Raw genomic sequence first — 24,527 nt, forward strand, 5'->3', positions numbered from 1 at the left:
GGGGCCGCCTTTAGAACATGGCCAACCCGCCATCCACAGCCAGTACCTGGCCGGTGATGTAGGCGGCTTCATCCGAGGCCAGGAAGGCCACGGCTTTCGCAATTTCTTCCGGCTGGCCCTTGCGGCCCAGCGGGATCATGTTAACTGTGGCCGCCTGCATCTCCTCCGGCACGCTGTCCCAAATTTCCGTATCAATATAGCCGGCCGCAATGGCGTTGACGGTCACATTGCGAGAAGCCACCTCGCGCGCCAGCGCCTTGGTGAAGCCGATTTGGCCAGCTTTCGAGGCCGAATAGTTGGTTTGGCCGGCATTGCCAATTTGGCCAGAAATGGAGGTGATGTTGATGATGCGGCCGCGGCGGGCTTTCATCATATGCCGGGCGGCGGCTTTGGAGCAGTTGAAGGTGCCTTTGAGGTTGGTGTCCATGACCGCATCCCAAGACTCTTCGGACATCATCATGATCAACATATCTCGGGTGATGCCAGCATTGTTGACCAGGATGTCGATGCTTCCCCATTTTTCGATGGCGCCTTTGATCAGCGCCTGGGCGTCTTCAGACTTGGCCACATCGCCGATCAGCGCGGCGGCCTGGCCGCCGGCTTTGACGATCTCCATAACCACATCCTGGGCGGCTTTGCCGTTGCTGTTGTAGTTGATGATCACTTTGGCGCCGCGGGCGGCCAGCTCAATGGCGATGGCACGGCCAATGCCGCGTGAGCCGCCAGTGACCACGGCGACCTGGTCTGCGAGGGGGGTGGGGTTTACGGGCATGGTAAGGTCCTTTACTGCGGGGAGATTATACCAACCGGCGTTTAGCTGGTTTCGGCGAGGGCTTTTTCAAAGTCGGCGGGCTCACCCAGGGCGATGCCCTGAGCCTCGCTCTCGATACGTTTCAATAGACCAGTCAGCACGCTGCCAGTGCCGAGCTCAATGAACTGGGTCACGCCAGAGCGGTGCATGATCTGGATGCTTTCGGTCCAGCGCACGCGGGCGGTCAGCTGCGCTTCCAGGTCGGCGCGCAGCGCCGCCGCGTCGGCCAGCGCCGCAGCCTCAACATTGCCAATCATGGGGATAGCTGGCTCGCCTGGGTTGGCCTCGGCGATGGCCGCGGCAAATTCGCTTTGCACGCTGGCCATCAGCGGAGAATGGGCGGCGATGCTCACGGCCAGCGGCAGAGCGCGCTTGGCTCCGGCTGCTTTGGCGGCTTCCATGGCGCGTTCCACAGCCGCCGAATGGCCGGAGATGACCACCTGGCCCGGGCAGTTGTCGTTGGCTACCTGGGCGACTTCGTCGGCCGTGCTGGCGTTGGCACAGGCTGCTTCCACAGCCGGGATGTCCAGCCCCAGGATGGCGGCCATGCCGCCCGGCGAACGCTGGCCGGCTTGCTTCATCAGTTCGCCGCGCCGGCGTACCAGCCGCAACCCGGCGGCGAAGTCCAGCGCCCCAGCAGCCACGGCCGCACTCAGCTCACCCAGGCTGTGGCCAGCCACAAAGGCGGGCTGGAACCCGGGCCACAGTTTCTCGAAGACGCGCAGGGCGGCAATACTGTGTACGAATAGGGCGGGCTGCGTGTTGATCGTATCGTTCAGTTCGGCTTCCGGGCCATCCCAGCACAAGCTGGAGAAAGCGAAACCCAGCGTGTCATCGGCTTGCTGGAAGATGGCTTTGGCTTCGGGGTGAGCGGCGGACAATTCCTTGCCCATGCCGATCTTTTGCGATCCCTGTCCGGGGAAAATGAAGGCGGTGGTTTTGGGGTCTGGGGTCATTTCAAAAGCCCGTAATGTCGAAATGCTTCTAAAATGCTGTCTTCTTTGCTCTCAGGGCAGGGTAGAAGGCGCACTTCAGACTGTCTGTTATGTGCCCGAGTTACGGGCAACCCGCTTTTTTCTTTCATGTGAGTAATCCAACAAGTCTTCGGCGTATATCCATGTTCTTGCTTCACATAAGCTTGTATTTGAGCATAAGTGGCCATGGCTCTCCAAAAAAATACCCAATGGCTATGAACCTAGGGTGACAAACATTTTAAACGAAAAACGGGCCGTGGCCCGTTTTTTGTGCGTGCTTAGTCGCGCTCCACCTTGATCACTTCACGGCCTTTGTAGTGGCCGCAGTTCGGGCAGGCACGGTGAGGCAGACGGGTCTGCCCACAGTTGGAGCAGGTTGCCGTGTTGCGGACCTGCAAACTGTCATGGGCGCGGCGGCGGTCCCGGCGGCCCTTGGAAACTTTTCGTTTTGGAAGTGGCGTCATTTCCTTACCTTAATTAGTCCTTTGATCAACAGCCAATAATTATACCCAACAGAACTTTTCATGCAAGTCGAGTTTTTATGATCGATCCAAGCTTTGATCATCCCAACTGGCTGCATCTTCCAGTGCCTCCAGGTGCGTGAAGACCGTAGCGTTCTCCAAGCTGGCCCGGATCTCCCCTTCTAGCTGCTCCAGCAGACCGTGGCCGCGGCGCACGCTCCAGTCGCCGGGCACCAGCACGTGCATCGAGACGAAGCGCCGCGCCCCGGATTGCCGCGTGCGCAGAGCGTGAAACTGCACCGAGTCCTGAGTGTATCTATCCAAAATTTGCTGGATCTGGGACAGCTCTTCGGCGGGCAGGGCCGTGTCCATCAAGCCCTCGGTTGATTGGCGCAGGATGCGGTAGCCGGTCCAGGTGATGTTCAAGGCCACGATCAGCGCCACAACCGGGTCCAGCCAGCCCCAGCCGCTCAGCGCCACCAGGCCTACCGCCAGCAGCACCCCGGCGGAGGTCCACACGTCGGTGAGCAAGTGCTGGCTATTGGCTTGCAAAGCCGGCGAATTGTGGCGCTGGCCGGCCCTGCGGATCACCAGGGCGACCCCCAGGTTGATCAGCGAAGCCGTCACTGAGACGGCCAAGCCCAGGCCGATATCTTCCAGCGGTTGCGGGTATAGCAGACGCTGGATGGCGGCCCAGGCGATGCTCACCGCCGCCAGCAAGATCAGCCCGCCTTCCACACCGCTGGAGAAATATTCCGCCTTGCTGTGGCCGTAGGCGTGCTCCTCATCCGGCGGCTGGGCGGCGATGTTGAGCACCACCAGGGCCAGTACGCCTCCCGCCAGGTTTACCAGCGATTCGACCGCGTCGGAGAGCAAGCCCACCGAATCGGTCAGCCAATAGGCGGTGGTTTTCAGGGCAATTGTCGCCACCGCGGCGGCGATGGACAGCCAGGCATAGCGGGTGAGAAAGCTGCGTTCCATTACTTGATCTGGGAGCGCAAATATGCCTCAATGAATTCGTCCAAGTCACCATCCAGGACGGCCTGCGTATTGCCGCTTTCGTGGTCCGTGCGATGGTCTTTGACCATCTGGTAGGGGTGCAGCACGTAGGAGCGGATCTGGCTGCCCCATTCCGCTTTCTGGTAATCGCCACGCAGCAGGGCCAATTCTTTTTCTTTTTCAGCCTGCTGCACTTCCAGCAGGCGCGCCTTCAGCACGCGCATGGCATTTTCGCGGTTTTGGGTTTGCGAGCGCTCGTTTTGGCAGCTGGCCACCAGACCAGTGGGCAGGTGCGTGATGCGCACGGCGGTGTCGTTCTTTTGCACGTTTTGCCCGCCGGCGCCGCCGGAGCGGAAGGTCTCGATCTTCAGGTCATTGGGGTTGATCTGCACATCGGCATCTTCCACCTGCGGCAGCACTTCCACCTGGGCGAAGGAGGTGTGCCGGCGATTGGCCGAGTCAAAGGGCGAGAGGCGCACCAGGCGGTGCACGCCCTTTTCCGGGCGTAGGTAACCATAGGCGTATTGCCCGCCGATGGCGATGGTCACGCTTTTAATGCCGGCTTCTTCGCCGGGGGTTTGGTCCAGGATCTCGGTCTTGTAGCCGGATTCTTCCGCCCAGCGCAGGTACATGCGCTGCAGCATGGCAGCCCAGTCCTGTGAGTCGGTGCCGCCCGCCCCGGCATTGATGCTCAGCAGCGCATCGCCCGCGTCGTAATCGCCGGAGAGCATGGTACGCAGCTCACGCTGCTCGAGCTCGCGCTCCAAAGCAGTCGACTCGCTGCCCAACTCTTCTGACAGGTTCTCGTCACCCAGCCCAGCCAGTTCCAACGCATCGCTGATGCGATTCTCCAGCTTGCGCCAGGTCTCGATATCATCGCGCAGCGCAGCGGCGCGCTTCATCAATTGCTGGGCTGCCTGTGGGTCGTCCCACAGGTCTGGCGCAGCCGTTTGCTTCTCCAGTTCGGCCAGTTCAGTTTCGCGTTGGGCTAAGTCAAAGACGCTCCAAGAGCGCGTGGATGCGCTGCTGGGAGTTTGTCAGACGATCAATAATCTCTTGCATAAGTCAATCATATCAAAGCCCAGAGGGCTTCGTTGCTATAATCTGTGTATGTCTGCTGCCAAACTAAGTCATGTAGATCAGAGCGGTCGCGCCCGGATGGTGGATGTGGGCGAGAAGCCCGCCAGCCAGCGCATTGCCGTAGCGGAAGGGTGGGTGCGCATGCAGCCTGAGACCCTGGCCTTGCTGCGCGCCAATGCCCTTCAAAAGGGCGATGCGCTGGCCGTTGCGCAGGTGGCGGGCATTCAGGCCGCCAAGCGCACCGCGGAGCTTATTCCCTTCTGTCACACATTGCCCTTGGAGCATGTGGCGGTTGAATTCGAATTGAAGGATGATCTGCCTGGGGTGCGCGTCACAGCCACTGTGCGCATCACCGGCAAAACCGGTGTAGAGATGGAAGCTCTGACCGCCGTTTCCGTGGCAGCGCTAACGCTCTATGACATGGCCAAGTCTGCCGAGAAAAGCATGCGGATTGAGAACATTCGCTTGCTGAGCAAGACGGGCGGCAAAAGCGGCGATTATCACGCCGCGGAGTAAGTATGCCCAAGGTTCAAGACGCCAAATGGCAGCGCCGCGAGAAAAAGCTGCAGAAGAAAAAGAGCGCCATGCGCGTAAGCGGCCGCAGCGTCTTCACCTTGCAGGAAATTGCCCGGCGCAAAGCCGCTGAGGCCAAGCAAGCCAAATCTCCTAAACAGAGCCAGCCGCGTGACTAGAGTGCAGGTTTTCTTTTTCGCCACGCTGAAAGACAAGGCCGGCGTGGCCGAAGCCGAGCTGGAATTGCCGGCCGGCAGCCGTGTGGCTGACTTTCGTCGGCAGTTGGCGGCCCAGTTTCCCCAGCTGCCCCAGGGCAGAGCCAGCCTGCTGGTCGCCGTCAATCAGGAATATGCCTTTGATGAGGACTTGCTGCCAGACGGCGCCCAAGTGGCCGTGTTCCCTCCCGTCAGCGGCGGCAGTGGGGCACCTGAGGTCTTCTCGGTCACAGAGCATCAAATCGACTTGAACCAGTTGCTGGCGGGCATTACCACCCCCAGCACAGGCGCCACCTGCACTTTCAGTGGCATGGTGCGCGGCCAGACCCTGCGCGAGCTGCCGCATGAGACTATTCGCCTCGAGTACGAAGCCTACGTCCCGATGGCCGAAGCCAAGATGCGTCAGGTGGCAGCGGAGATCCGCGCGCGCTGGCCAGCAGTGCAAGGCATTGCGATTGTGCAGCGTATTGGCGTTTTGCTGCCCGGCACGCCCACGGTGGTCATCGCGTGCAGCGCAGCCCATCGTGACAGCGGTGTGTTTGAGGCCGCCCGCTATGGCATTGACCGGCTGAAAGAGATTGTCCCCGTGTGGAAAAAAGAAGTTGGCCCGCAAGGTGAAGAATGGGTCGAAGGGGAGTATATTCCAGAGGTGGGTGACTAGCCGGTGGTTGAATTCAAGTGCAGCAATTGTGGGCGGTCATATCCCAGCGAGGGTATGCCGTACCGCTGCCAGTGCAGCGGGGTATACGGCTTGGCCGGTCCGCTTAGCTACTCCGAGCTTGACGCCAGCCAGGCCGGCATTTGGCGCTATCTCAAAAGCCTGGGCCTGCCAAGCGATGGACAGCAGATCAGTTTGGGGGAAGGCAATACGCCTCTGGTGTTTGGGCAGGGCTTTGGCAAGCAGCTGGCTTTTAAGCTTGAATCTCAAAATCCCAGCGGATCATACAAGGACCGCGGCAGTGCGCTCTTGGCCAGTTGGCTTTTGAGCCGTGGAGTTGACGAAGCCGTGGAAGATTCTTCCGGCAATGCCGGCGCGTCTTTTGCTGCCTATGCGGCCCGGGCGGGCATCCGCGCCCGGATCTTCGTGCCTGCTGCGGCCTCCGGCCCCAAACGCAAGCAGATCGAAGCCTATGGGGCTGAGCTGCAGGCGGTGGAAGGACCCCGCTCGGCTGCGGCTGATGCGGTGCAGCGTGCTGCCGCCGACGGCGCGGTGTACGCCAGCCATGCTTATTTGCCCTTTGGGCTGCCGGGCATTGCCACCATAGCCTATGAGTTGTGTGAGCAGTTAGGCCGCGCCCCCGGCGCCGTGCTCGCTCCGGTGGGACACGGCAGCCTGTTGTTGGGCATTGCGCTTGGCTTCGAGACCCTGCTGGCCGCCGGCAAAATTGCCGCGTTGCCACAGCTCATTGGTGTCCAGGCGCGTGCCTGCGCCCCTTTGTGGTCTCTTTCCACCCAGGGTTATGCGGGCCTGGCCTGGGTGACCGAAGGCGAAACCCTCGCAGAAGGCGTGCGTGTGCGCCAGCCGCTGCGCGGCGATGCGCTGCTCGCCGCCGTGGAACGCAGCGGTGGACAATTTGCCGCAGTGGAAGAGAATGAGATCCTGCCCGCCCGCGACGCTCTGGCCTCGGTAGGGTTATTTGTAGAGCCAACATCTGCCATCGTATGGGCTGCCTTGTCCCAAGTGGCAGAGGCATTGCCAGACCCGGTTGTGCTGGTGCTCACCGGTTCTGGCCTTAAAGCGCTTTAAGGAGTGAAATGGCTGAGAAAATCGTAATTACAGGCATGGGGACCGTCAATGCTGTCGGCAAGTCGGTCGAAGAAAGCTGGCAGAACGCAGTGAATGGTGTGTCGGGCTTGGGTCCGATCACGCTGTTCGACAGCAGTGATCATTTGGTCAAGGTGGCCTGCGAGATCAAGGACTTCGATCCTACGCTGTATGTCGACCCGCGCGAGACCCGCCGCCGCGACCGCTATGAATTGTTTGCCGCCGCCGCGGCCCAGCAGGCCATCCAGCAATCCGGCCTTGAGATCACGGAAAAGAACGCTGCCCGCATCGGCACCGTCATTTCTGCAGCTGTGGGCGGGCTGACCTCCATGGAAGAGGGCGTGCTGGCCGCTTTTCAGGAGGGTCCGCGGCGCGTCAGCCCTTTCATGATCCCGATGCTGATGCCCAACGGCGCCGCAGGCCTGGTCGGCATCGACCACGGCCCCAAAGGACCGGCGCTCTCGGTCGCCTCTGCCTGCGCCTCCGGCCAGGATGGGATTGGCACGGCGTGGATGATGCTGCGCTCCGGCATGATCGATGTGGCCATTGCCGGCGCGGCTGAAGCAGTCATCACCAAGACGGCTGTCTCCGCCTTTGACCGTATGCAGGCCATGTCTCGCCGTCTGGAGGGCACGCCCAGCCCGTTCGATAAGCGGCGGGATGGGCTGGTGATCGGCGAAGGGGCGGCGGTTCTGGTGATGGAAACCGAGTCGCATGCCAAGGCGCGCGGTGCCACCATTCTCGCCGAATTGGCTGGTTATTCCTCCTCGGCAGACGCATATCACATCACCGCCCCGCATTCCGAAGGCATTGGCGGCGCTCAGGCGATCCGCAATGCCCTGGACGTGGCTGGCATCAATTTGGACCAGGTGGATTACATCAACGCCCACGGTACTGGCACGGTGCTCAATGATCTCTCCGAGACACGCGCCATCAAATCCGTGTTTGGCGAGCAAGCCTACAAGCTGGCCGTTTCCTCCACCAAGGGCGTGACCGGCCATATGATGGGTGCTACCGGCGCCCTGGAGACCATCTTCTGTGTGCAGACCATCCGCAACGGTTTGATTGCCCCAACCATCAATTACCTGGAGCCAGACCCGGACTGCGACCTGGATTACGTGCCCAACAAGGCCCGCGAAACCAAGGTGGACGTGGCCCTGACCAACGCTTTTGGCTTTGGCGGCCACAACGCGGTGTTGGCTGTGCGCAAGTACCAATAACCCGATTACAATTGCATAATGGAACTAGCGGACCGCTAGCCACCCCTCATTCGAGGGGTGGCTGTCGTTCCTTGAGTTCCGGGAGGCATGATGTCGAATGCACACGGCCCCGGGCTGGAAACACCCCAGAGCTTCGCTGCTCGCTTAGGCTTGCCAATTAAGGATATGCGCCTGCTGGCCAGAGCGCTGACACATCGTTCTTTTCTGAACGAGCACGCCGAGGCGTTAGAGGATAACGAGCGTCTTGAGTTTCTCGGCGATGCCGTCCTGGACTTTGTCGTAGGCGCCTGGCTCTACCGCTATTTTCCCTACATGTCCGAAGGGGAGATGACCCGGCGGCGGGCTGCCCTGGTGAGCACAGAGCAACTGGGGCAATTTGGCGCAGAGGTCGGCATCGGGCGCGCCTTGCGCATTGGGCATGGCGAAGAGGAGGGCGGGGGGCGCACCCGGCAGGCCATGCTCTGCAACGCTTTTGAAGCTTTGATCGGCGCCTTGTACCTGGATGGCGGCATAGAATCTGTGCGTGATTTTGTGCATCCCATGCTTGAGGTAGCTGAGGAGAAGATCAGCCGCCTGGGCGACCGGGACCCAAAGAGCATGCTGCAGGAAGCCGTGCAGGCAGAGGGTAACTCTGCCCCGTTTTACAAGATTGTGGAAGAAACTGGTCCGGACCACAGCAAACACTTTGTTGTGGAGGTGCTGGTCGAAGGGCGCTCGATTGGCCGGGGTGAAGGCTCCAGCAAACAAGCGGCCAGCAAAGAGGCGGCGCGTGAGGCTTTGCAGAAAATGGAAAGGATGTAGCGGTTGGCGCTGAAGCATCCGTTTGTGATGCGGCAACCTAACGAAAACGACTGTGCGGCTTAAATCTCTTGAACTGAACGGTTACAAAACCTTTGCCAGCAAAATGCTGTTCGAGTTCTCGGACAGCATTACTGCGGTTGTTGGCCCCAACGGCTCTGGCAAGTCCAATATTGCCGATGCGCTGCGCTGGGTGCTGGGGGAGCAGTCCTACGGCGTTCTGCGCGGCCGCAAAACCGAGGACATGATCTTCTCCGGCTCCGAGAAGCGTGCTCGTTCGGGTATGGCCTCCGTCACGGTGACCTTTGATAACAGCGATGGCTGGCTGCCTCTGGACTTTTCGGAGGTGGCCATCACGCGCCGCGCCTACCGAGATGGACAGAACGAATATCTCATCAACCAGCAGAAGGTGCGGCTGAAAGATGTGACCGAATTGTTGGCCCAGTCGGGTCTTTCTGAGCGCACTTATACCGTCATCGGCCAGGGCCTGGTGGATGCGGCGCTGACGTTGAAGTCCGACGAACGGCGCCGCTTGTTTGAGGAAGCTGCAGGCATTGGCCTGTACCGCACGCGCAAGGACCAATCCCTGCGCCGCCTGGAAACCACGCTGCGCAATTTGGAACGTGTCGAAGACATCCTGGCGGAGCTGCGCCCGCGCGTGCGCAGCCTGGAGCGCCAGGCCGCCCGCGCAGAGGAGTATTCCCGCCTGCGTGCCGATCTGAGAGCCACTCTGCGCCAATGGTATGGCTATCACTGGCATAGCGCACAAGGTGAGTTGCGCGCCCGGCGCAAGGACGCTGAGCAGCGTGAGCAGGAACTGAACACGGCCCGTGAGCAGCAGCGTGTGCTGAACGAAGAAGTCAATCAGTTGCGCGCACAGACGCAGGAGCTGCGCAACCAATTGAATGATTGGCGCCGGCGTCTGGTGGAACTGCATGCCAGTCGTGAGGATGCCACCAAAGGCTTGGCTGTGGCCGACGAGCGGCGGCGCGCCCTGGCCGAGCGCCGCGAAGCGCTAACCGAGGAGCACAAGCGCATTGAAGGCGAATTGCGTGTCTTGGGTGATCGCTTGCAGGAAGCTAAAAAGGATACCCAGCAATACGAAGTGGAAGCCGGCGAAGCTCAGGCCAAGCTGGATGAAGCCAATCGAGATTTGGCCGAGCGCCAGGCATCTAGAGAGGCCAATGCCGCCAAGATTGAAGCCGCCCGTGATTTCATCTCTCGATTGGAACGCCAGCATGTCGGCCTGGTGGCCCAGCGCGAGCAATTCCAATCCAAACAGGCCCGCTTGCAATCTGAAGTGGCGGAATTGCAGCACAACCTAGGCAATCTTGACGCCGACCTGGCCAATCTGCAAGAGCAGGCCTCGGCTGGGCAGCAGGCTGCCGAGCGCGCCGAGAGCGCTCTGCAAGCGGCACTGGCGGAGCTGGAGCAAACAGAGCTGGCTCTGGATGCTGAGCGCAAGAGGCTGGATGCAGACGAGATCAAGAACCGCCAACTTTTGGCGCGCCAAGCGGGTTTGCTGGCCGAAATTGCAGGCATGGAGCAGGCGCAGCTGACTGCCTCAGGTTTTGCTGAAGGCGCCCGTGTGCTGTTAGAGGCGGCTCAGCAGAAGCGCTTGGGCCTGCGCAAGGGCAGCCTGGGGCGTGAACTGGTTGTGCCGGCAGAACTGGAGCGCGCCATTTCGGCGGCTCTGGGCAATTACTTGGATGCCGTCGTTTTGGTGGATGGCAAAGATGCGGATGCCGCCCTGGATATTTTGGGGACACAGGCTGCGGCCGGCGCCTTGGTACCCTCTGGCAGCGGTGCGGTGCGCATGCAGGCGGCTCCCTCTGGTGGCTTGCTGGGCGTGGCGGCAGACTTGGTGCAGGCGCCCGAAGAATTGCGCAGCGCGCTGGATCTGCTCTTGGGCCGCACCTTGGTGGTGTCCAACCGGGCCGATGCCAAACCGGCCCTGGAGCGCCATCCTGAGGCCACCAGTGTGGTCACCCTGGCGGGCGAGCTATTCCATCGCTCTGGCCAGATCGAAGTGCGCGCCCCGAAGGCCGCCGCCGGGCTGGCCAGGCCCAGGCAGGAACGTGAGCTGCGTATTGAGCTGGAGAAGGTGGATGCTGAGCTGGAGACCAATCAAGGGTCGGTGCAACGCCTTAAGGGCCATATAGAGACAGCGCAGGAGCAAGTGCAGCACAGCCAGGCTGCCGTTCAGGAACGTCGTGCCGAGCTCGACGCCGCTCGCCGGGCTGTGCAGGAGCGTGGCCTGGAAGTCAGCCAGTTGGAAAACCAACTGGAGTGGTTCCGCACCCAGCAGCGCAGCCTGGAAACAGAGGCGGCGACCACCCTGACGGAGCTGGCCGGCCTGGCAGACTCGGAAGCCGGCATCCTCCAGCAGCAAGTCACCGCCAAGCAGGACCTGGAAAACTTGATCGGCTCTATTGAAGACGTACCTACAGATGAGCAGCACGCCCAGGTGGCACACTGGGAAATGCGCCTGGCCGTGGGCCAGCGCGCTTTGCAAGAGGCGCAGCGCCGCGTGCAGGAGCGCCGACAGGCCTTGCAGCTTGCTAAGGACCAGCTGGCCGCTCAGCAGGAGCGTCAGGCCGAGGTCGAGGACCAGGCGCGGGCGCTTGCTGCGGAGATTGAGCAGTTGGGCGGGCAGGGCGACACGATGGGCGGCGAGATAGCCCAAATACAAGCCGAAATTGCTCCGGCTGAAGCCAGGTTGACCGAGGCTGACGCTCACCTGGCGCAAAAGCAGGCTGCCGAGAGCCAGGCCATGCAGACGCTCAGCGCTGCGGAGCGCAACCACACCCAGGCCCAGATTGCGATGGCCCGCCAGCAAGAAGCCTTGGACACTCTGCGTTCACGGGTGGAGGACGACTTTGGCTTGGTGGCGTTCCAGTACGAAGAAGGCATTTCCGGGCCTACACCACTGCCTTTGGGCAACCTGGTGGAGCAACTCCCGATGCTCACCGAGCTGGACCCTGAGTTGGAGGAAGTGCTCAAGGCGCAACGCGCCCAGATCCGGCGTTTAGGATCTGTCAATCTGGAAGCCCAGCAGGAATATGGCGAGATCAAAGAGCGCGTCGAGAGCATGGAAACGCAAGTCAGTGACCTGCGTTCTGCCGAAACCGATCTGAAGCAAGTCATTTCTGAGCTGGACGCACTGATGGAAAATGAATTCCGAGACACCTTTGAACGCGTGGCTGCGGAATTCAAGGTCATTTTTGGCCGTCTGTTCAACGGCGGGTCCGCCCGTTTGGTGCTGACAGAAGAAGCCGACATGGCTGCAACAGGCATTGATATTGAGGCGCGCCTGCCCGGCAAGCGCGCCCAGCGCTTGGCGCTGCTTTCCGGCGGCGAGCGCAGTCTGACCGCTACGGCTTTGGTGTTTGCCTTGCTCAAAGCTTCACCCACTCCGTTTTGCGTCATGGACGAAGTGGACGCCATGCTGGACGAGGCCAATGTGGGCCGCTTTACCGAGGTACTGCGCGAATTGAGCGAGAACACGCAGTTTGTGGTCATTACGCACAACCGCAACACGGTGCAGATCGCAGACGTTATCTACGGAATTACCATGGGCCGTGATACCGCCAGCCAGATGATCAGTTTGAAACTGGACGAGGTTGGAGAGGAATACACACGCTAAGAAGCGGAGGCAAGTATGAGAAATAGATTGCGTCGTTCGAAGAGTGATCGGATTGTCGCTGGGGTTTGCGGCGGTCTGGGCGAGTTCTTTGGAATAAGCGCCTTTTGGTTTCGGCTGATGTTTTTCCTGGCTGCACTTCCGGGTGGGGTGCCTGGCATCCTCAGTTACTTCGTCTGCTGGTTGATCATTCCAAGAGAGTAAGCTAATAAAAAGGCCGGTCTTTGACCGGCCTTTTTATTGCGCTTTGGCTATTGCAGCAGACTGCTGGGGATGCGAGGCGTTTCTGGAGCCATATCGCGCCAGTTGTCTTCGATCCGCCAATCATACTTTTCACGCAAACCGTCCAAATAGACCAGGAAAGCTTGTTCACGCAGCTGTTCGTGTTCAGCTTGGCTCAGGCCGCGGTCTTCATGACCCAAGACCTGGATGATGTGCCAACCGAACTGCGATTCAACCGGTTCGCTGACTTCACCGATTTCGAGCGCAAAGGCGGCATTCCCAAAGGGCTCCACCATGACTTCTTTGGCGAACCAGCCGAGATCGCCTCCCACGCTGGCACTGCCTGTATCCAGAGATAGCTCAATGGCCAGGTCACCGAAATCCTCACCTGCATTCACCCGGTTGATGGCCTCTTCAGCTTCTTCCAGAGTGCTTACAAGGATGTGGCGCGCCCACACTTGCTCTTGCAGTGGTTGCAGGTCAGCGGTCACCTGATCCTTGAGGGCCTCACGCAGCAACAGGGTGCGATAGGCATCTTCCAGGTCTTCAGGGCGCACGCCAATCTCTTGTTGGTAGCTAGTGTAATAAGTGGCCAGGTTCTCCTCATACAACTGCTGAGTGTAGGCCGTAGCTGTGGGGAGGGGGGTCGGGCTTGGACCGGCCGTTTGGGTCGCGGTGGCTGGGGCTGTGGTCGGTTCGCTGGTTGCGGTGGGTTCCAGTGTGGCCGTTTCCAGCTCTGTCTCCGGTGTTTCGCCTTCTTCTGTTGATTCTGCATCAATGTCCAGCGTAGCCGTGGGGTCGATGCCGATCAGGCTGAATTGCTGCGCTGACAAGGTGGACGTGGGCAAAGCGGTCGGGAAGATCGCTGGAGTGGGCGTCCCATTCGGGAAGAAGCCAAACAGCTCTTCCTGGCTTTTTGCAAAATCTGCGTCGCTAATGCTGATCCCCAGCGCCGCGGCTTCCAACTTGATCAATTCTTCATTCACCAGCTGGTTGACCGTGTACTCCGCCGCATATTCGGGGTCCAGCTGCATCTCGATCTGAGCCATAACCGTGAAGTACTGTTGCTGCAGCCGCGGGTCGTCCCCAAAGAATTGCCTCATCTGCGTATATTCACTGTACGATTGGTAATAGTTGTTGATCATTTGCTGGCGATTGAGACGCGTGCGGGAAATGTACTGCTCCCCCTTGATCTCTTTGCCTTCCACTACGGCGACGACTTGGTTGGGGTAGATCACCGCATCCAACAGCCAAGTCCAGCCCACCAGCAGCAAGACGATGCCTACCAGGGCGCCAGTCCCAAGCAGGACCAGCCGATTCATGTCGCGTTCGCTGCTGGGCTTTGCTCTTTGTACCCGTGACAGAACAGGGGTTTTTTGTGTGTTTGCCATGAAGTCCGTTGTTCTCTTTTCGTGAATGTGCTAGAAGGGGAATTCCTCTTCGTCGTTCTCTGGGTAGTGGTCGTCGCTGCCCGCTTCGCCTTCTTTCTCAGACTTGTGAGAAAGCATGATCATTTCGCGGGCCACAATTTCGGTTGCACTGCGTTTATTGCCTTCTTCATCTTCCCAGCGGCGGGTTTGCAAGCGACCCTCCACGTAAACCTGCTGGCCCTTTTTCAGGTACTGGTTGCAAATTTCCGCCAGGCTGCCCCAGGCAACTACATTGAACCACTCGGTCTCGGTGCGGCGCTCCCCTTCGGCCGTGGTCCAGTTGCGGCTGGTGGCCACGCTGAAGCTTGTGACCGAGCGGCCGGAAGGGGTATAGCGCATTTCTGGATCACGGCCTAAGTGGCCGATGATCATGACTTTGTTCAGCCCTCTGCTCATGCTGCCTCCTGTTGGGGAGAAGCGAATGCTTAGCCGGCCGGTTCGGCCTCTTCCTCAAGAGCAACGATAATGAAACGCAGAACAGACTCCTGCAGGCGGAATTGCTGTTCAAGCGTGGCGCACAGGGACGGATCCATTTCTGTGCGCAGCAAGACGTACTGGCCTTCGCTCTGCTTCTTGATCTGGTAGGCCAATTTGCGCTTGCCCCAGATGTCGCTTTTCTCGATCTTGCCTTTGCCGTCCTTGATCCAGCCTTCAACCTGCTTGTTGAGCTGTGTAAAGGCGTCGCTGTCCAAATCGGGGTGGACGATGTAAATCACTTCGTAATTGCGCATGTGTGTGGCTCCTATTCCACGGGGTTGCCCTGGTTTCGCGCAAGCCAGAGCGGAAACTGAATTGAGTTCAGCGTAACCGAAAGATTTTAGCACGCTGCTTCTTGTTTGACTAGGCGACGCCTCCCTGCAGAGCCTGCAGCACACCCGAGAAGCCTGCCAGCGCATCGGCGCCGGAACTGTGTCCGGTGGGTAGAATGCGCATAGCCACTTCGCTGAGTGAACCTGCATCTTGTTTTACGATCGCCTCAAAAAGTTCATGCCACACGGCTGGAGCTTCGCCTGCCGCGCCGGCAGACAGCCAGGCGGCTGACAATTGGTGGGTGCGTGGCACAGCCGCAGATATGATCGCTTGGCTGAACAGCCTGGCTTCTTCGACTGGCAGGCGCGCCCAGCAGGCGAACAAGGCGCCCAACAGCAGGTCGTCACCGGCGGGGGTCAAGCCCGGGCCTAGCCCGGCCAGCCCTTTGGCTGCCTGGGCTGCTTGTCCGCTATTGCCATCCCGCACGGCGGCAAAGAGCAGCGGGATGCGCTGCTCGGCCGCTTGCTGGATGCGGCCCGGCAGCGCCGAGCGTCCCAAGGGACTGACTACTAAATGGGCGAAGCTCTCAGCCGTGGCGTGCTGGCGCAGCAGTTCGGCCAGGGCTTGGCTTACCCAGCCAAGATCGCTGAGAGAGCGAATGGAGGACCAGTTTGGGGTGGGTTGCCACAACTTGGCGTCTTCAGCATCTACCAACCAGTCGCCAAGCCACAACCCATTTTCGAACACGAGCAGCTTGCTGCTGATGTCTATGCCTTCAGGCAAGTGGTCTTCGATCAGGAGTGAGAAAGGCCCATGGCCCAGCCCCTCATCCGCGATAGTAAGCACGTCCCCTTCCTGGTTGACCAGGTTAATGGCGCGTTCAAAGGAATGCAGTACATAGGCTTGCTGTGTGCCGGCCAGCCAGGCCTTGGCACGTGGGGTGATGCTGGTGGCTCGCAGCCTGCGAGACGGAGCCGAGCTCATTCGGAGGAGCGGCTCAGCTCCCACAGGCGATTGGGACTCAGCGGGATCTCACGCAGCTCCAAGCCTTCGCCGAGGGCGTCTTCAATCGCCTGGGCGAACAGCGGCCCCACCGGGATGGCGCCGGCTTCGCCAGCGCCCTTGACGCCCAAGGGGTTCAGCGGGGAGGTGGTGACCTGATGGCCGATCTCTATGCGAGGCACATCATGCGCGCCGGGCAGCAGGTAGTCCATGAAAGACGCGTTCAGGATCTGACCCATCTCATCGTAGACCAGCTCCTCGTAGAACGCATTGCCAATGCCTTGGGCCACGCCGCCCTGGATTTGCCCATCCAATATCAGCGGGTTGATCACGTTGCCACAGTCATGCACCGTGATGTATTTCTTGATGTCGAGCAGCAGCGTGTCTGGGTCCACTTCCACGATCATGGCATGCACGCCGGCCGCGGTAGCGCCCATTTCCGGGCCGAAGTAGTCGGTGGCTTCCAGACCAGGTTCTGTACCGGGCTTGACCGCGCCGCGCATGGGATTGGCCTTCTGCGCCAGCACGCCCAGCGGGATGGCGGTTTCCGGCGCGCCGATGATCTGCACCACACCGTTGACCAGCTCCAGCTTGTCTGCCGTCACTTCGCCTTCGAATTCTTCGATGGCTTTGTTCAAGATCTTCTCGCGCACTCGCACGGCGGCGGCGTGAATAGCGTTGCCCGCCACCACCGCACCGCGGCTGGCGAAGGTGCCTACGCCCCAGTGGAACTGGTCGGTGTCGCCAGTCACCAGATCGATCTGGTCAATCGGCATCCCCAGCTGCTCAGCCACGATCTGGGCGTAGCTGGTGTAGTGACCCTGGCCCTGCGTGCCGATACCGGTCGACACGCTTACGCGGCCATTGGCCTGCACCTGGATGCGGGCGCCCTCATAGGGGCCAATGCCGGTGCCTTCCACGTAGCAGACGAAGCCCAAGCCCAGTTTGCGGCCTTCTTTCTCCGCCTGGGGCTTGGTCTCCTGGTAGAACTTGTCGTAGTCGATCATCTCCATGGCTTTCTCGATCAGCGGCGCGTAGTTGCCGCTGTCGTAGGTCAGCTCAGAGAAGTCTTGATAGATAATGCCGTGGCGGTGGGGGAACTGGTCTGGGGGGATCAGGTTCTTTTGGCGCAGGGCGATCTTGTCCATGCCCAATTCTTTGGCGGCGGCGTCCATCAGGCGCTCCATCACGAAGACGCCGTGCTGGCGGCCCGCCCCGCGGTACGGACTGGTCATCGGCTTATTGGTGAAGACAGACGTGAACTCGCTGTAGTAGTTCGGCACCAGGTACATGTTGAGCAGGGTGCACTGTGTATTGATCGGGATGGTCAGCCCATAGGGATCATAGGCGCCGTTGTCGTGCAGAAAGACGTCTTTGACGCCCAGGATGGTGCCGTCTTTTTTCAACGCAATCTCGGCCTGGTGGTACTGGCCGCGCTCCTGCGTAGTGGCATAGAAATTTTCAGAACGATCCTCGATCCACTTGACCGGCCGTTCCAGCTGCATGCTGATCCACGGCAGCAGCATTTCCTCAGGGTAGAACATCAAGATCTTGGGGCCGAAACCGCCCCCGATGAAGGGGGCCACCAGGCGCACCTGATGTTCAGAGAGACCCAGCATACCGGCCAGGCCGTTGCGAATGATGACTGGCGCCTGCGTGGTGTCCCAAATGGTCAGCTTGCTAGCCTTGGCGTCCCAAGCAGCCACGATGCCGCGGTTTTCCATGGCGGCCGCGGTACCGCGATCATAGTGGAATTCGCGCTGGATCACGACGTCGGCTTGGGCTTTGGCCTTCTCGTAGTCGCCCTTGGTCTGCACCACGTGGGCCGCAGTGTTATCCGGCAAATCCTCATGGATCAACGCGGCTTCTTCGCCCAAGGCCTTGCGGATATCGGTGCTTACCGGCAGCGATTCATAGTCCACCATGACCAGATTGGCCGCATCCTCGGCGATGTAGCGGCTGTCCGCCACGATGCAGACCACCGCTTCGCCCACATGGCGCACCTTGTCCTTGGCCAGGATCGAGTGCAGGCGTTCGTTGAACTTGGCGTCTTTGATCGGCGGCACGCCCACGTTGAGCACGCCCGTGCGCCAGTAATCACCAAGGTCTGCTGCCGTGTAGACTGCCGCCACACCGGGTAGCGCCCGGGCAGCAGCAGCATCGATTGATTTGATGCGGGCGTGCGCGTAGGGGCTGCGCACGAAGGCGATGTGCGCCATGTTCGGCAGGTCTACGTCATCCACGAAGAGCGCCCGCCCAGTCAGCAGGCGGGGGTCCTCGTTACGTTTAATGCGTTCGCCGAAGTAGCGCGTGGCCATGTTTTACTCCTGAGTGAAGGCGACCGCGCGACAGAATGCAGCCTCTCCGCCTTTGAACTTCCAGGGGAATGCGCCCAGCGTGATGCGCTTGTTATGCAAGGCCGGGTTGCCGATCTCACCGCCCATATTTTCCACGTGGAAGCAATCGTGCGGGAACAGTGCGTTGTGGGTCAGTTGGTAAGCTTCACTGGGGAACATCTCATCGACTTTGGCGGAACCGCCGAACTTGCTTTCCACAATGGCGCGCACCTTGGCCCAATGTTCCAGGCCGCCTTTGCCCAGGAAACGGCCGATGGGCAGGTTCATGGGGTGGTCGGTGGAGATCATGTCCACACCCCAAAGATGGATCTTCTTGTCCAGCAGCCAATCGCAGATGCTGTGGTGCGGGCCGGGATGGCGCTGGATGTAGCGCTCTTCGTCGGCCTGCTCGCTAAAGAAGGAATATTTGTGCCAGCCGGTATGGATGAAAAGAATGTCACCATTCTTGATCTCAGCCTTGGCCTCGATCATTTCAGGAGTAAAGACATCCAGGTCGTCCAACTGATCGCTCAGATCCACGATCACGCCTTCACCGTACAGCCAGTCCAGCGGCAGCTCGTCGATGGTTTTGCCGTTGGTCACAAAGTGCCGCGGGGCATCCAGGTGCGTGCCCATGTGGTTGGAGGTCTGAATATATTGCGCATTTACGCCGTGCTCCGCTTTGCGCTTGATGTACTTGACCTCAAAGGGCGGATAGAAAGGCCAGAACGAAGCGTCCTGGTTCAGCGGTTGGGATAGGTCGTGGATTTTCATAAGGCTCCTTATAAGTTGTATTGCTTGGCATATGCCCGTACGGCATCTTCAAAGATCTTCATCGGTGGGCGCACCAAACCTGCACCCACCTGTCCTACGCCGGCATCCTTGTGGGCGATGCCGGTATTGACCCGCGGGGTGATCCCCAACTCGACCACCTTGCGGATGTCGATGCCAGTGGGGGAGCCGCGGAATTCCAGCTGGGGGATGGTGAAATGGCTGTGTTCTGCCGTGGTGATCTCGTACATTTCCAGCGTGGCGTTGAGCGCGTCTTGCGGCGTGCCGCTGACGAAGGTCACAATCGCCGGAGCGGCGGCCATGGCGAAGGCGCCAATGCCGGCCGTCTCGGTGATGGTGCTATCGCCGATGTCCGGGTTGGCGTCTGCGCTTGTGTAGCTGGGGAAATACAAGCCGTCCGGCACTTCAGCCGGAGCGGTGAACCACTGGTCGCCCAGACCGCTGACGCGCAGGCCAAAGTCAGTGCCGTTGCGCGCCATGGTGCTGACCATGGTGCTGCCTTCTACGCCGTGGGCCGCATCGGCCATCGCTTTGCAGGCGGCCATCACCGGGTTCAGCACGCTGAGTGCATTCTCGCCCAGGAACTTGAGGATTTCGCCAGCCACGGCGCTATCGCCAGCTGTTTGGGCGATCCAGGGGGCGAGTTTGGTAGTGTAGAGGATGGAACCGGCCTTGTTGCGGTTGTGGCCTTCGTCGCCCATGTGCAGAGCCTCGGAGAGCAGGGCTCGAATGTCCATGCCACCACTGGCCTCGATAGCCTTGGCCAGAACTGGCCCCATTACATCGTTCATCCATTTGAGCTTGGCGATAACTTCCTCACTGTAGGCGCCGTAGCGCAGCACTTTGCCATACCCCTCGTTGAGATTGGAATAGGCCATGTTGCCGTGCGTCTCATTTTCAATGATGTAGACCATCATCGAAGCCGAAGTGACGCCGGCCATAGGGCCGACGGTGGCGTGATGGTGGCAGGGGGCAAAGTCCACTTCGCCTTTTCCAACCAGGGCTTCAGCCTCTTTCTCATTCTTGGCTAGACCCTCGAAAATGAGCGCGCCGATCACGGCGCCGCGCAGCGGCCCAGACATGCGTTCCCACTCAATTGGCGGGCCGGCGTGCAGCAACAGATTGGGGCGCATGCCGGGGACCACATCCCGGGCTGGGGCGACGCCTTTCAAAATAGGGCGGGCGCCCATCATGCCTTCAACAGCAGTTTGGTTGGCTTTGTCGATACTGACCATCAAGTCCTCATCTTGCTAAGCAGCGCCATCAGATCCTCGTCGCCAGAGGCGGGTGGGCGCCACTCTACATGAATGGTTTGCGCTCCCTGGGCGCTTTGGCTGTCGTAAAAGCCTTCCACGCCGATATTGATCACCGCCAGAGGTTGTGCGAACGGAGCTGGGCTTTTTTGCACCTCTGCGGCGCCCAACAGACGCCCGACCACGTGTTCCAGCGTTTGCGTGATGTCTCGATAGACCGTGGCTCCGGCTTTGGCTAGGGCTTCTTCTTGTTTTTGGATGTCTTGCGGGTCTTCGTCTGTGCCCACCAGCAGGGCGACGAATTCCAGCTCTTTACGGGCCTTGCGCGCTGCGGCGATGGCCGGGGCCAACTCGGCGGCCGGGTTGGGATGGGCGCCTTCCCCCAAAACCACGTCGAGCAGGATCAGACCAACTTCTGGATCAGCCGCTTCTTGCTTGAGGCGGCGAATGCGCAGGTCGTTGTCCATCATGGGATGCAAACGGCCTACGGTGAACTCGTCTTCGCCGAGATCCAGGATGGTGTGGGCCTGGCTCTTGTGGGCGTCATTTACCTTCTGTTCACTGCGTATAGCCACATTGGAAAATAAAGGGGATAAAAAGAGATTGAGCCCTAAGAACAGTTCGGAGGCCAAGGTGCCGCCGCTGAATAAGCCGCGCAGATAGCCGCTGATGGGCTTTGCCTTAGAAGGGCTGCCGCTATCCCGGGCCGGCTGCTGGCTTAGGTCCACTGCGATGCGGGCCGCATGCTCCAGCCCTGAAGCGAAATGCAGATTGTTCAGGCGGACGGCAGGGGCGGCAAAACCCAGAAAACAGACCACCACCGGTTTGCCGGCGCCCAGGGCTGCGGCAAGCAGCTTGCCGGCCACGGCCGCGTCAGGCGGTTTCGAAATAATCACAATCACCCGCGTGTCGGGATCAGCCGCCAGATACGCCAGGCCTTGCAGCGTGCTGGCCGCGCCGATGGCTTCTTTGAGGTCTCGCCCACCGGTGCCGATCGCCTGTGAAACGCCGCCGCCCAGGTTGTGAATGGCGCTGGTCACGCTTTGCAGGCCTGTGCCGGACGCGGCTACCAGGCCAATCGAACCCTGGCGAACGTGGTTGGCAAAGCCCAGGCCAATGCCGTTAATGATCGCCGTGCCGCAATCCGGCCCCATGAGCAGCAAGCCGTTTTGTTGTGCTTGCTGCTTGAGGCCGATTTCATCTTCCACCGAGACGTTGTCACTGTACAAGAAGACGTGCTTGCCGAACTCAAGTGCTTCCCGGGCAACGCCGGCCGCATAACGCCCGGGAACGGAGATCGATACCCAGTCGGCGTCGGGCAGGGCCTTGACCGCCCCAGCCAGGCTGCGCGGCCGGAAGCTGCTGGTTGCCGCGCCGCTGCGCCGTTTCAGCAGCTCGTCCACTTGGGCCAGGGCGTCTTGTGCCTTAGCCCCACTGGCCGCTTTGACCACGATCAGCAGGTCTTCGGGTTTGGCGGCTTTGCCTTCCGCCTGCAGGAGTTGGCTTTCTGCCAGCAGTTCAAGATTGGCGGGAGTGGCCATGACCACACCGGCATCTTCCACGCCTGGCAGTTGCAACAGGTTGCGCTGCAACTGCATCAAGACTACAGAGTCGTAATAGGCTCCCGAACGGATCTCGCTCTTGGTCACGCTCATGCCAGCCCCGCCAAGGCGCTTTCAATCTCGCTCCCCCAAGCCAATAAGTCCTCATCTCGGCCGAAGTCCGCCGCCAGCTGGATGCCCATAGGCAGGCCTAAAGCATTTTTGCCCGCAGGCAATGCCAGGCTGGGCAGGCCAGCCTGGGTCCAGGGCAAATTCATTGCCGGGTCGCCTGTGCTTTGGATGCCTCTGGGCGCCGGGCCTAAGGCCGCCGGGCTGAGCCACAAATCGATCGCATGAATATCCATCAGGGTGCTGAGGGTTTGCCGGAAATCGAAAGCCTCTCGCCTAGCCTTACTCAGAGCCGAATCGGAAATACCCTGGCCTTCACGGATCAGAGCGGCAGTCCTGGCATGGTAAAGATGAGCGAAGTCATGAAACCAGGCAGCATGGGTGGCCGCGGCTTCAGCCGCTAGAATAAGTTGGTGGCGCCGTTGGATGCTGTCCAGATCGGTGAACGGATCCATGCGGCGTACCCAGTAGCCTGCTTGCTGCAGTTTGGTCACGGCCTTTTCAAAATGTGCCAGCATTTCTGGACTGGCTTGCTGCAGGTAGGCCCCTGTGGGCACGGCCAGAATAGGCTTCCCGCTCTTCTGTGTGTCTGCGGCCCAGTCCGCGCACAAGATCGCTGCGGCAGGCGCCAGGCTGCTGGTTGTGCGGGCGAACAGGCCAACATGGTCCAGGCTGGGCGCCAGCGGAATTAGGCCGTCGGCAGCGATGCGCCCATGGCTGGGTTTGAAACCGGCTACGCCACAGAATGAGGCCGGCCGCACGACCGATCCGATGGTTTGTGTCCCCAGAGCCAGATCTGCCAGCCCGGCGGCGACAGCCACTGCCGAGCCACTACTGGAACCGCCCGGTGTGTGAGCCGGATTGTGCGGGTTGCGGGCCGGGCCGGGGGCAAAGTAGGCGAACTCAGTCGTGACGCTTTTGCCGACCACCAGCATTCCGGCGTTCTTCAGAATGCTCACGCTGCTGGCTTGTGGGCCTTTCAGGGCGCGGGCGGGCAGCCGGCTGCCCGCTTGTGTGGGCAGTTCTGCCACGTGGAAGATGTCTTTAACGGCAAGCAGCTTGCCGTGCAACGGACTATCTTCTGCCGGCAGTTGGGCTGCCGCTTTGTGCAGGCGCTCAAAACGGTCATCTTCGGCCACGTAAGCGTGCAGCTGGGCATTCTTTTGTGCAAAGTCAGCTTCCAGGGCTGACAGATGCATCGAGAGGGTGCTTTCTTTCTCTGGCATCTACGGTTTGCTTTGCAATTTTTCGGCCGCCAGCAGGGCAGCATCCACGATGTGCTGATAGCCGGTGCAGCGACACAGGTTGCCTGAGATCGCATCGCGCACTTCGGTCTCGGTTGGATTGGGATTTTCTTCCAGGTAGGGCACCAGCGTCATCAAGATGCCGGGAGTGCAGAACCCGCACTGCAAGCCGTGGGCTTCCCAGAAGGCCTCTTGAATGGGATGCAAAGACTTTTCGTCCTGAGCCAAGCCTTCCACTGTGGTCAGCTCATGACCGTCGGCTTGCACCGCCAACATGATGCAGGAGCGCACCGCCTGTCCATCCAGCAAGATCGTGCAGGCGCCGCACACCCCATGTTCGCAGCCGATGTGCGTGCCGCTTAGCCCGACCACCTGGCGAATATAGTCAGCCAGCAAGAGACGAGGCTCAACCTCGTGGGCGTATGGGGTGCCGTTGATCCTGACTTGAATGGAGTGTGTCTGGCTCATGGGTGTGTAGCTTTCTGAGTGATGCGGTTCAGCGCCAGCTGCAGAGCGCGCTGGGTCAGCACGGCGGAGAGATGTTGTTGGTATTGCGGGCTGGCGTGCAAATTGCCAAAGGGTTGCATATCCTCTTGGCTGGCAATTTTGCCGGCATCTTGAAAGGCTTTGGCGCTGGGCTTTTGGCCCTGCAGGCTGGCCGCGGCCTGGGTCGCTTCCAGCGGCCCGTCGCCCACGTTCAGGTATACCAGACGCGCTTGGCGGCAGAGCCCGTTTTCATCCAGACTGAGCACAGCGGCCAGCCCGGCCATGGCGTAATCGCCGTGGCGGCGGGCCACCTCCAAGAAGGCGTAGCCGGTGCGCTCTTCGACCAGCGGGAATTCCACGGCGGTCAGCAACTCATCTGCTGCCAGGGCTGTCGAGAACAAGCCGGAAAAGAATTCCTGTGCTTCGATCCAGCGCTCACCGGATTGGCTTTGGGCCTGCATTCGGGTGCGCAAAGCCAGGCAAACCACGGGCAGTTCTGCAGCAGGGTCCGCGTGGGCCACGCTGCCCCCGATCGTGCCGCGGTTGCGAATTTGCGGATGGGCAATGTTGGGCAGGGCTTCATGTAGCAACGGGACATGCTCGGCCACCAACGGATTCTTCTCCGCGGTGGATTGCGTGGTCATGGCGCCAATGGTCAGGGCGCCATTCTTGCGGATATCCCGCAAACTGGCGATGCGATTCAAATCCACCAGGATGGCTGGCTGTGCCACGCGGAAGTTCATGGCTGGGATCAAGCTCTGGCCCCCAGCCAAAGCTTTGGCCTCTTCACCGTGCTGGGCCTTGAGAGCCAAAGCTTCTTCGAGAGAGGCGGGGGCAAAATAGTTAAAGGGTGCGGGTTTCAT

The 24,527-nt window shown here is 60.4% G+C and carries 24 protein-coding genes; 8 read left to right on the plus strand and 16 right to left on the minus strand.

Annotated features, from left to right (window positions below):
- Positions 1-10: 10 nt before the first annotated feature.
- The 5 genes from fabG to prfB all read right to left on the minus strand — a co-directional run bounded on the left by fabG (position 11) and on the right by prfB (position 4,216).
- A complete protein-coding gene (gene fabG, locus KF885_09575; protein ID MBX3049407.1) occupies positions 11-772 on the minus strand; it encodes a 3-oxoacyl-[acyl-carrier-protein] reductase in 762 nt (253 codons plus the stop codon).
- A 41-nt stretch (positions 773-813) separates the two neighbouring features.
- Positions 814-1,767 carry an ACP S-malonyltransferase gene (fabD, locus tag KF885_09580; protein ID MBX3049408.1) on the minus strand — a complete coding sequence of 318 codons (954 nt, stop codon included), beginning with the start codon at positions 1,765-1,767 and terminating at the stop codon, positions 814-816.
- A 296-nt stretch (positions 1,768-2,063) separates the two neighbouring features.
- Positions 2,064-2,249, minus strand: coding sequence for a 50S ribosomal protein L32 (gene rpmF, locus KF885_09585; GenBank protein MBX3049409.1), 186 nt, complete (start codon positions 2,247-2,249; stop codon positions 2,064-2,066).
- A 75-nt stretch (positions 2,250-2,324) separates the two neighbouring features.
- Positions 2,325-3,227, minus strand: coding sequence for a cation transporter (locus KF885_09590; protein MBX3049410.1), 903 nt, complete (start codon positions 3,225-3,227; stop codon positions 2,325-2,327).
- Positions 3,227-4,216 carry a peptide chain release factor 2 gene (gene prfB / locus KF885_09595; GenBank protein MBX3049411.1) on the minus strand — a complete coding sequence of 330 codons (990 nt, stop codon included), beginning with the start codon at positions 4,214-4,216 and terminating at the stop codon, positions 3,227-3,229. Before prfB ends, KF885_09590 begins: the two co-directional genes overlap by 1 nt.
- A 139-nt stretch (positions 4,217-4,355) precedes the next feature.
- On the opposite strand from prfB, the gene moaC reads away from it, so the two are divergent.
- From moaC to KF885_09635, 8 genes are all read left to right on the plus strand, one after another.
- A complete protein-coding gene (gene moaC / locus KF885_09600; GenBank protein MBX3049412.1) occupies positions 4,356-4,841 on the plus strand; it encodes a cyclic pyranopterin monophosphate synthase MoaC in 486 nt (161 codons plus the stop codon).
- Positions 4,842-4,843: 2 nt separating this feature from the next.
- Positions 4,844-5,017, plus strand: coding sequence for a hypothetical protein (locus KF885_09605; protein MBX3049413.1), 174 nt, complete (start codon positions 4,844-4,846; stop codon positions 5,015-5,017).
- Positions 5,010-5,714, plus strand: coding sequence for a molybdopterin converting factor subunit 1 (gene moaD / locus KF885_09610; protein ID MBX3049414.1), 705 nt, complete (start codon positions 5,010-5,012; stop codon positions 5,712-5,714). Before KF885_09605 ends, moaD begins: the two co-directional genes overlap by 8 nt.
- Before the next feature lie 90 nt (positions 5,715-5,804).
- Positions 5,805-6,800 carry a pyridoxal-phosphate dependent enzyme gene (locus KF885_09615; GenBank protein MBX3049415.1) on the plus strand — a complete coding sequence of 332 codons (996 nt, stop codon included), beginning with the start codon at positions 5,805-5,807 and terminating at the stop codon, positions 6,798-6,800.
- An 8-nt stretch (positions 6,801-6,808) separates the two neighbouring features.
- A complete protein-coding gene (fabF, locus tag KF885_09620) occupies positions 6,809-8,038 on the plus strand; it encodes a beta-ketoacyl-ACP synthase II (protein ID MBX3049416.1) in 1,230 nt (409 codons plus the stop codon).
- 90 nt (positions 8,039-8,128) lie between these two features.
- Positions 8,129-8,839 (plus strand): ribonuclease III, encoded by a 711-nt coding sequence (gene rnc, locus KF885_09625; GenBank protein MBX3049417.1) that lies wholly within the window; start codon positions 8,129-8,131, stop codon positions 8,837-8,839.
- A 52-nt stretch (positions 8,840-8,891) separates the two neighbouring features.
- Positions 8,892-12,482 (plus strand): chromosome segregation protein SMC, encoded by a 3,591-nt coding sequence (gene smc, locus KF885_09630; protein ID MBX3049418.1) that lies wholly within the window; start codon positions 8,892-8,894, stop codon positions 12,480-12,482.
- Between the two features lie 15 nt (positions 12,483-12,497).
- On the plus strand, positions 12,498-12,683 hold the full coding sequence (locus KF885_09635) for a PspC domain-containing protein (GenBank protein ID MBX3049419.1): 186 nt from the start codon (positions 12,498-12,500) through the stop codon (positions 12,681-12,683).
- A gap of 47 nt (positions 12,684-12,730) precedes the next feature.
- Here the strand turns inward: KF885_09635 and KF885_09640 are convergent, their stop codons facing one another.
- The 11 genes from KF885_09640 to KF885_09690 all read right to left on the minus strand — a co-directional run bounded on the left by KF885_09640 (position 12,731) and on the right by KF885_09690 (position 24,527).
- Positions 12,731-14,023, minus strand: a complete 1,293-nt coding sequence (locus KF885_09640) for a peptidylprolyl isomerase (GenBank protein MBX3049420.1) — start codon at positions 14,021-14,023, stop codon at positions 12,731-12,733.
- 99 nt (positions 14,024-14,122) lie between these two features.
- Positions 14,123-14,527 carry a single-stranded DNA-binding protein gene (locus KF885_09645; protein ID MBX3049421.1) on the minus strand — a complete coding sequence of 135 codons (405 nt, stop codon included), beginning with the start codon at positions 14,525-14,527 and terminating at the stop codon, positions 14,123-14,125.
- A gap of 29 nt (positions 14,528-14,556) precedes the next feature.
- On the minus strand, positions 14,557-14,862 hold the full coding sequence (gene rpsF, locus KF885_09650; GenBank protein MBX3049422.1) for a 30S ribosomal protein S6: 306 nt from the start codon (positions 14,860-14,862) through the stop codon (positions 14,557-14,559).
- Between the two features lie 109 nt (positions 14,863-14,971).
- Entirely contained in the window at positions 14,972-15,865 is an 894-nt protein-coding gene (locus KF885_09655; protein ID MBX3049423.1) for a DUF2877 domain-containing protein, read from the minus strand.
- The gene (locus KF885_09660) at positions 15,862-18,201 is read right to left on the minus strand and encodes a xanthine dehydrogenase family protein molybdopterin-binding subunit (protein ID MBX3049424.1); all 2,340 of its coding nucleotides are present in this window, start codon (positions 18,199-18,201) and stop codon (positions 15,862-15,864) included. The genes KF885_09655 and KF885_09660 overlap by 4 nt, the downstream gene beginning before the upstream one ends.
- Before the next feature lie 3 nt (positions 18,202-18,204).
- Positions 18,205-18,993 carry a cyclase family protein gene (locus KF885_09665; GenBank protein MBX3049425.1) on the minus strand — a complete coding sequence of 263 codons (789 nt, stop codon included), beginning with the start codon at positions 18,991-18,993 and terminating at the stop codon, positions 18,205-18,207.
- A gap of 8 nt (positions 18,994-19,001) precedes the next feature.
- A complete protein-coding gene (locus tag KF885_09670) occupies positions 19,002-20,246 on the minus strand; it encodes a DUF1116 domain-containing protein (protein MBX3049426.1) in 1,245 nt (414 codons plus the stop codon).
- Positions 20,246-21,919 (minus strand): acyl-CoA synthetase FdrA, encoded by a 1,674-nt coding sequence (gene fdrA, locus KF885_09675; GenBank protein MBX3049427.1) that lies wholly within the window; start codon positions 21,917-21,919, stop codon positions 20,246-20,248. Before fdrA ends, KF885_09670 begins: the two co-directional genes overlap by 1 nt.
- On the minus strand, positions 21,916-23,160 hold the full coding sequence (locus KF885_09680; GenBank protein ID MBX3049428.1) for an amidase: 1,245 nt from the start codon (positions 23,158-23,160) through the stop codon (positions 21,916-21,918). The genes fdrA and KF885_09680 overlap by 4 nt, the downstream gene beginning before the upstream one ends.
- Positions 23,161-23,646, minus strand: coding sequence for a (2Fe-2S)-binding protein (locus tag KF885_09685; protein ID MBX3049429.1), 486 nt, complete (start codon positions 23,644-23,646; stop codon positions 23,161-23,163).
- The gene (locus KF885_09690) at positions 23,643-24,527 is read right to left on the minus strand and encodes a xanthine dehydrogenase family protein subunit M (protein MBX3049430.1); all 885 of its coding nucleotides are present in this window, start codon (positions 24,525-24,527) and stop codon (positions 23,643-23,645) included. The genes KF885_09685 and KF885_09690 overlap by 4 nt, the downstream gene beginning before the upstream one ends.

Source organism: Anaerolineales bacterium, assembly GCA_019637805.1.
Lineage (GTDB): Bacteria > Chloroflexota > Anaerolineae > Anaerolineales > UBA11579 > JAMCZK01.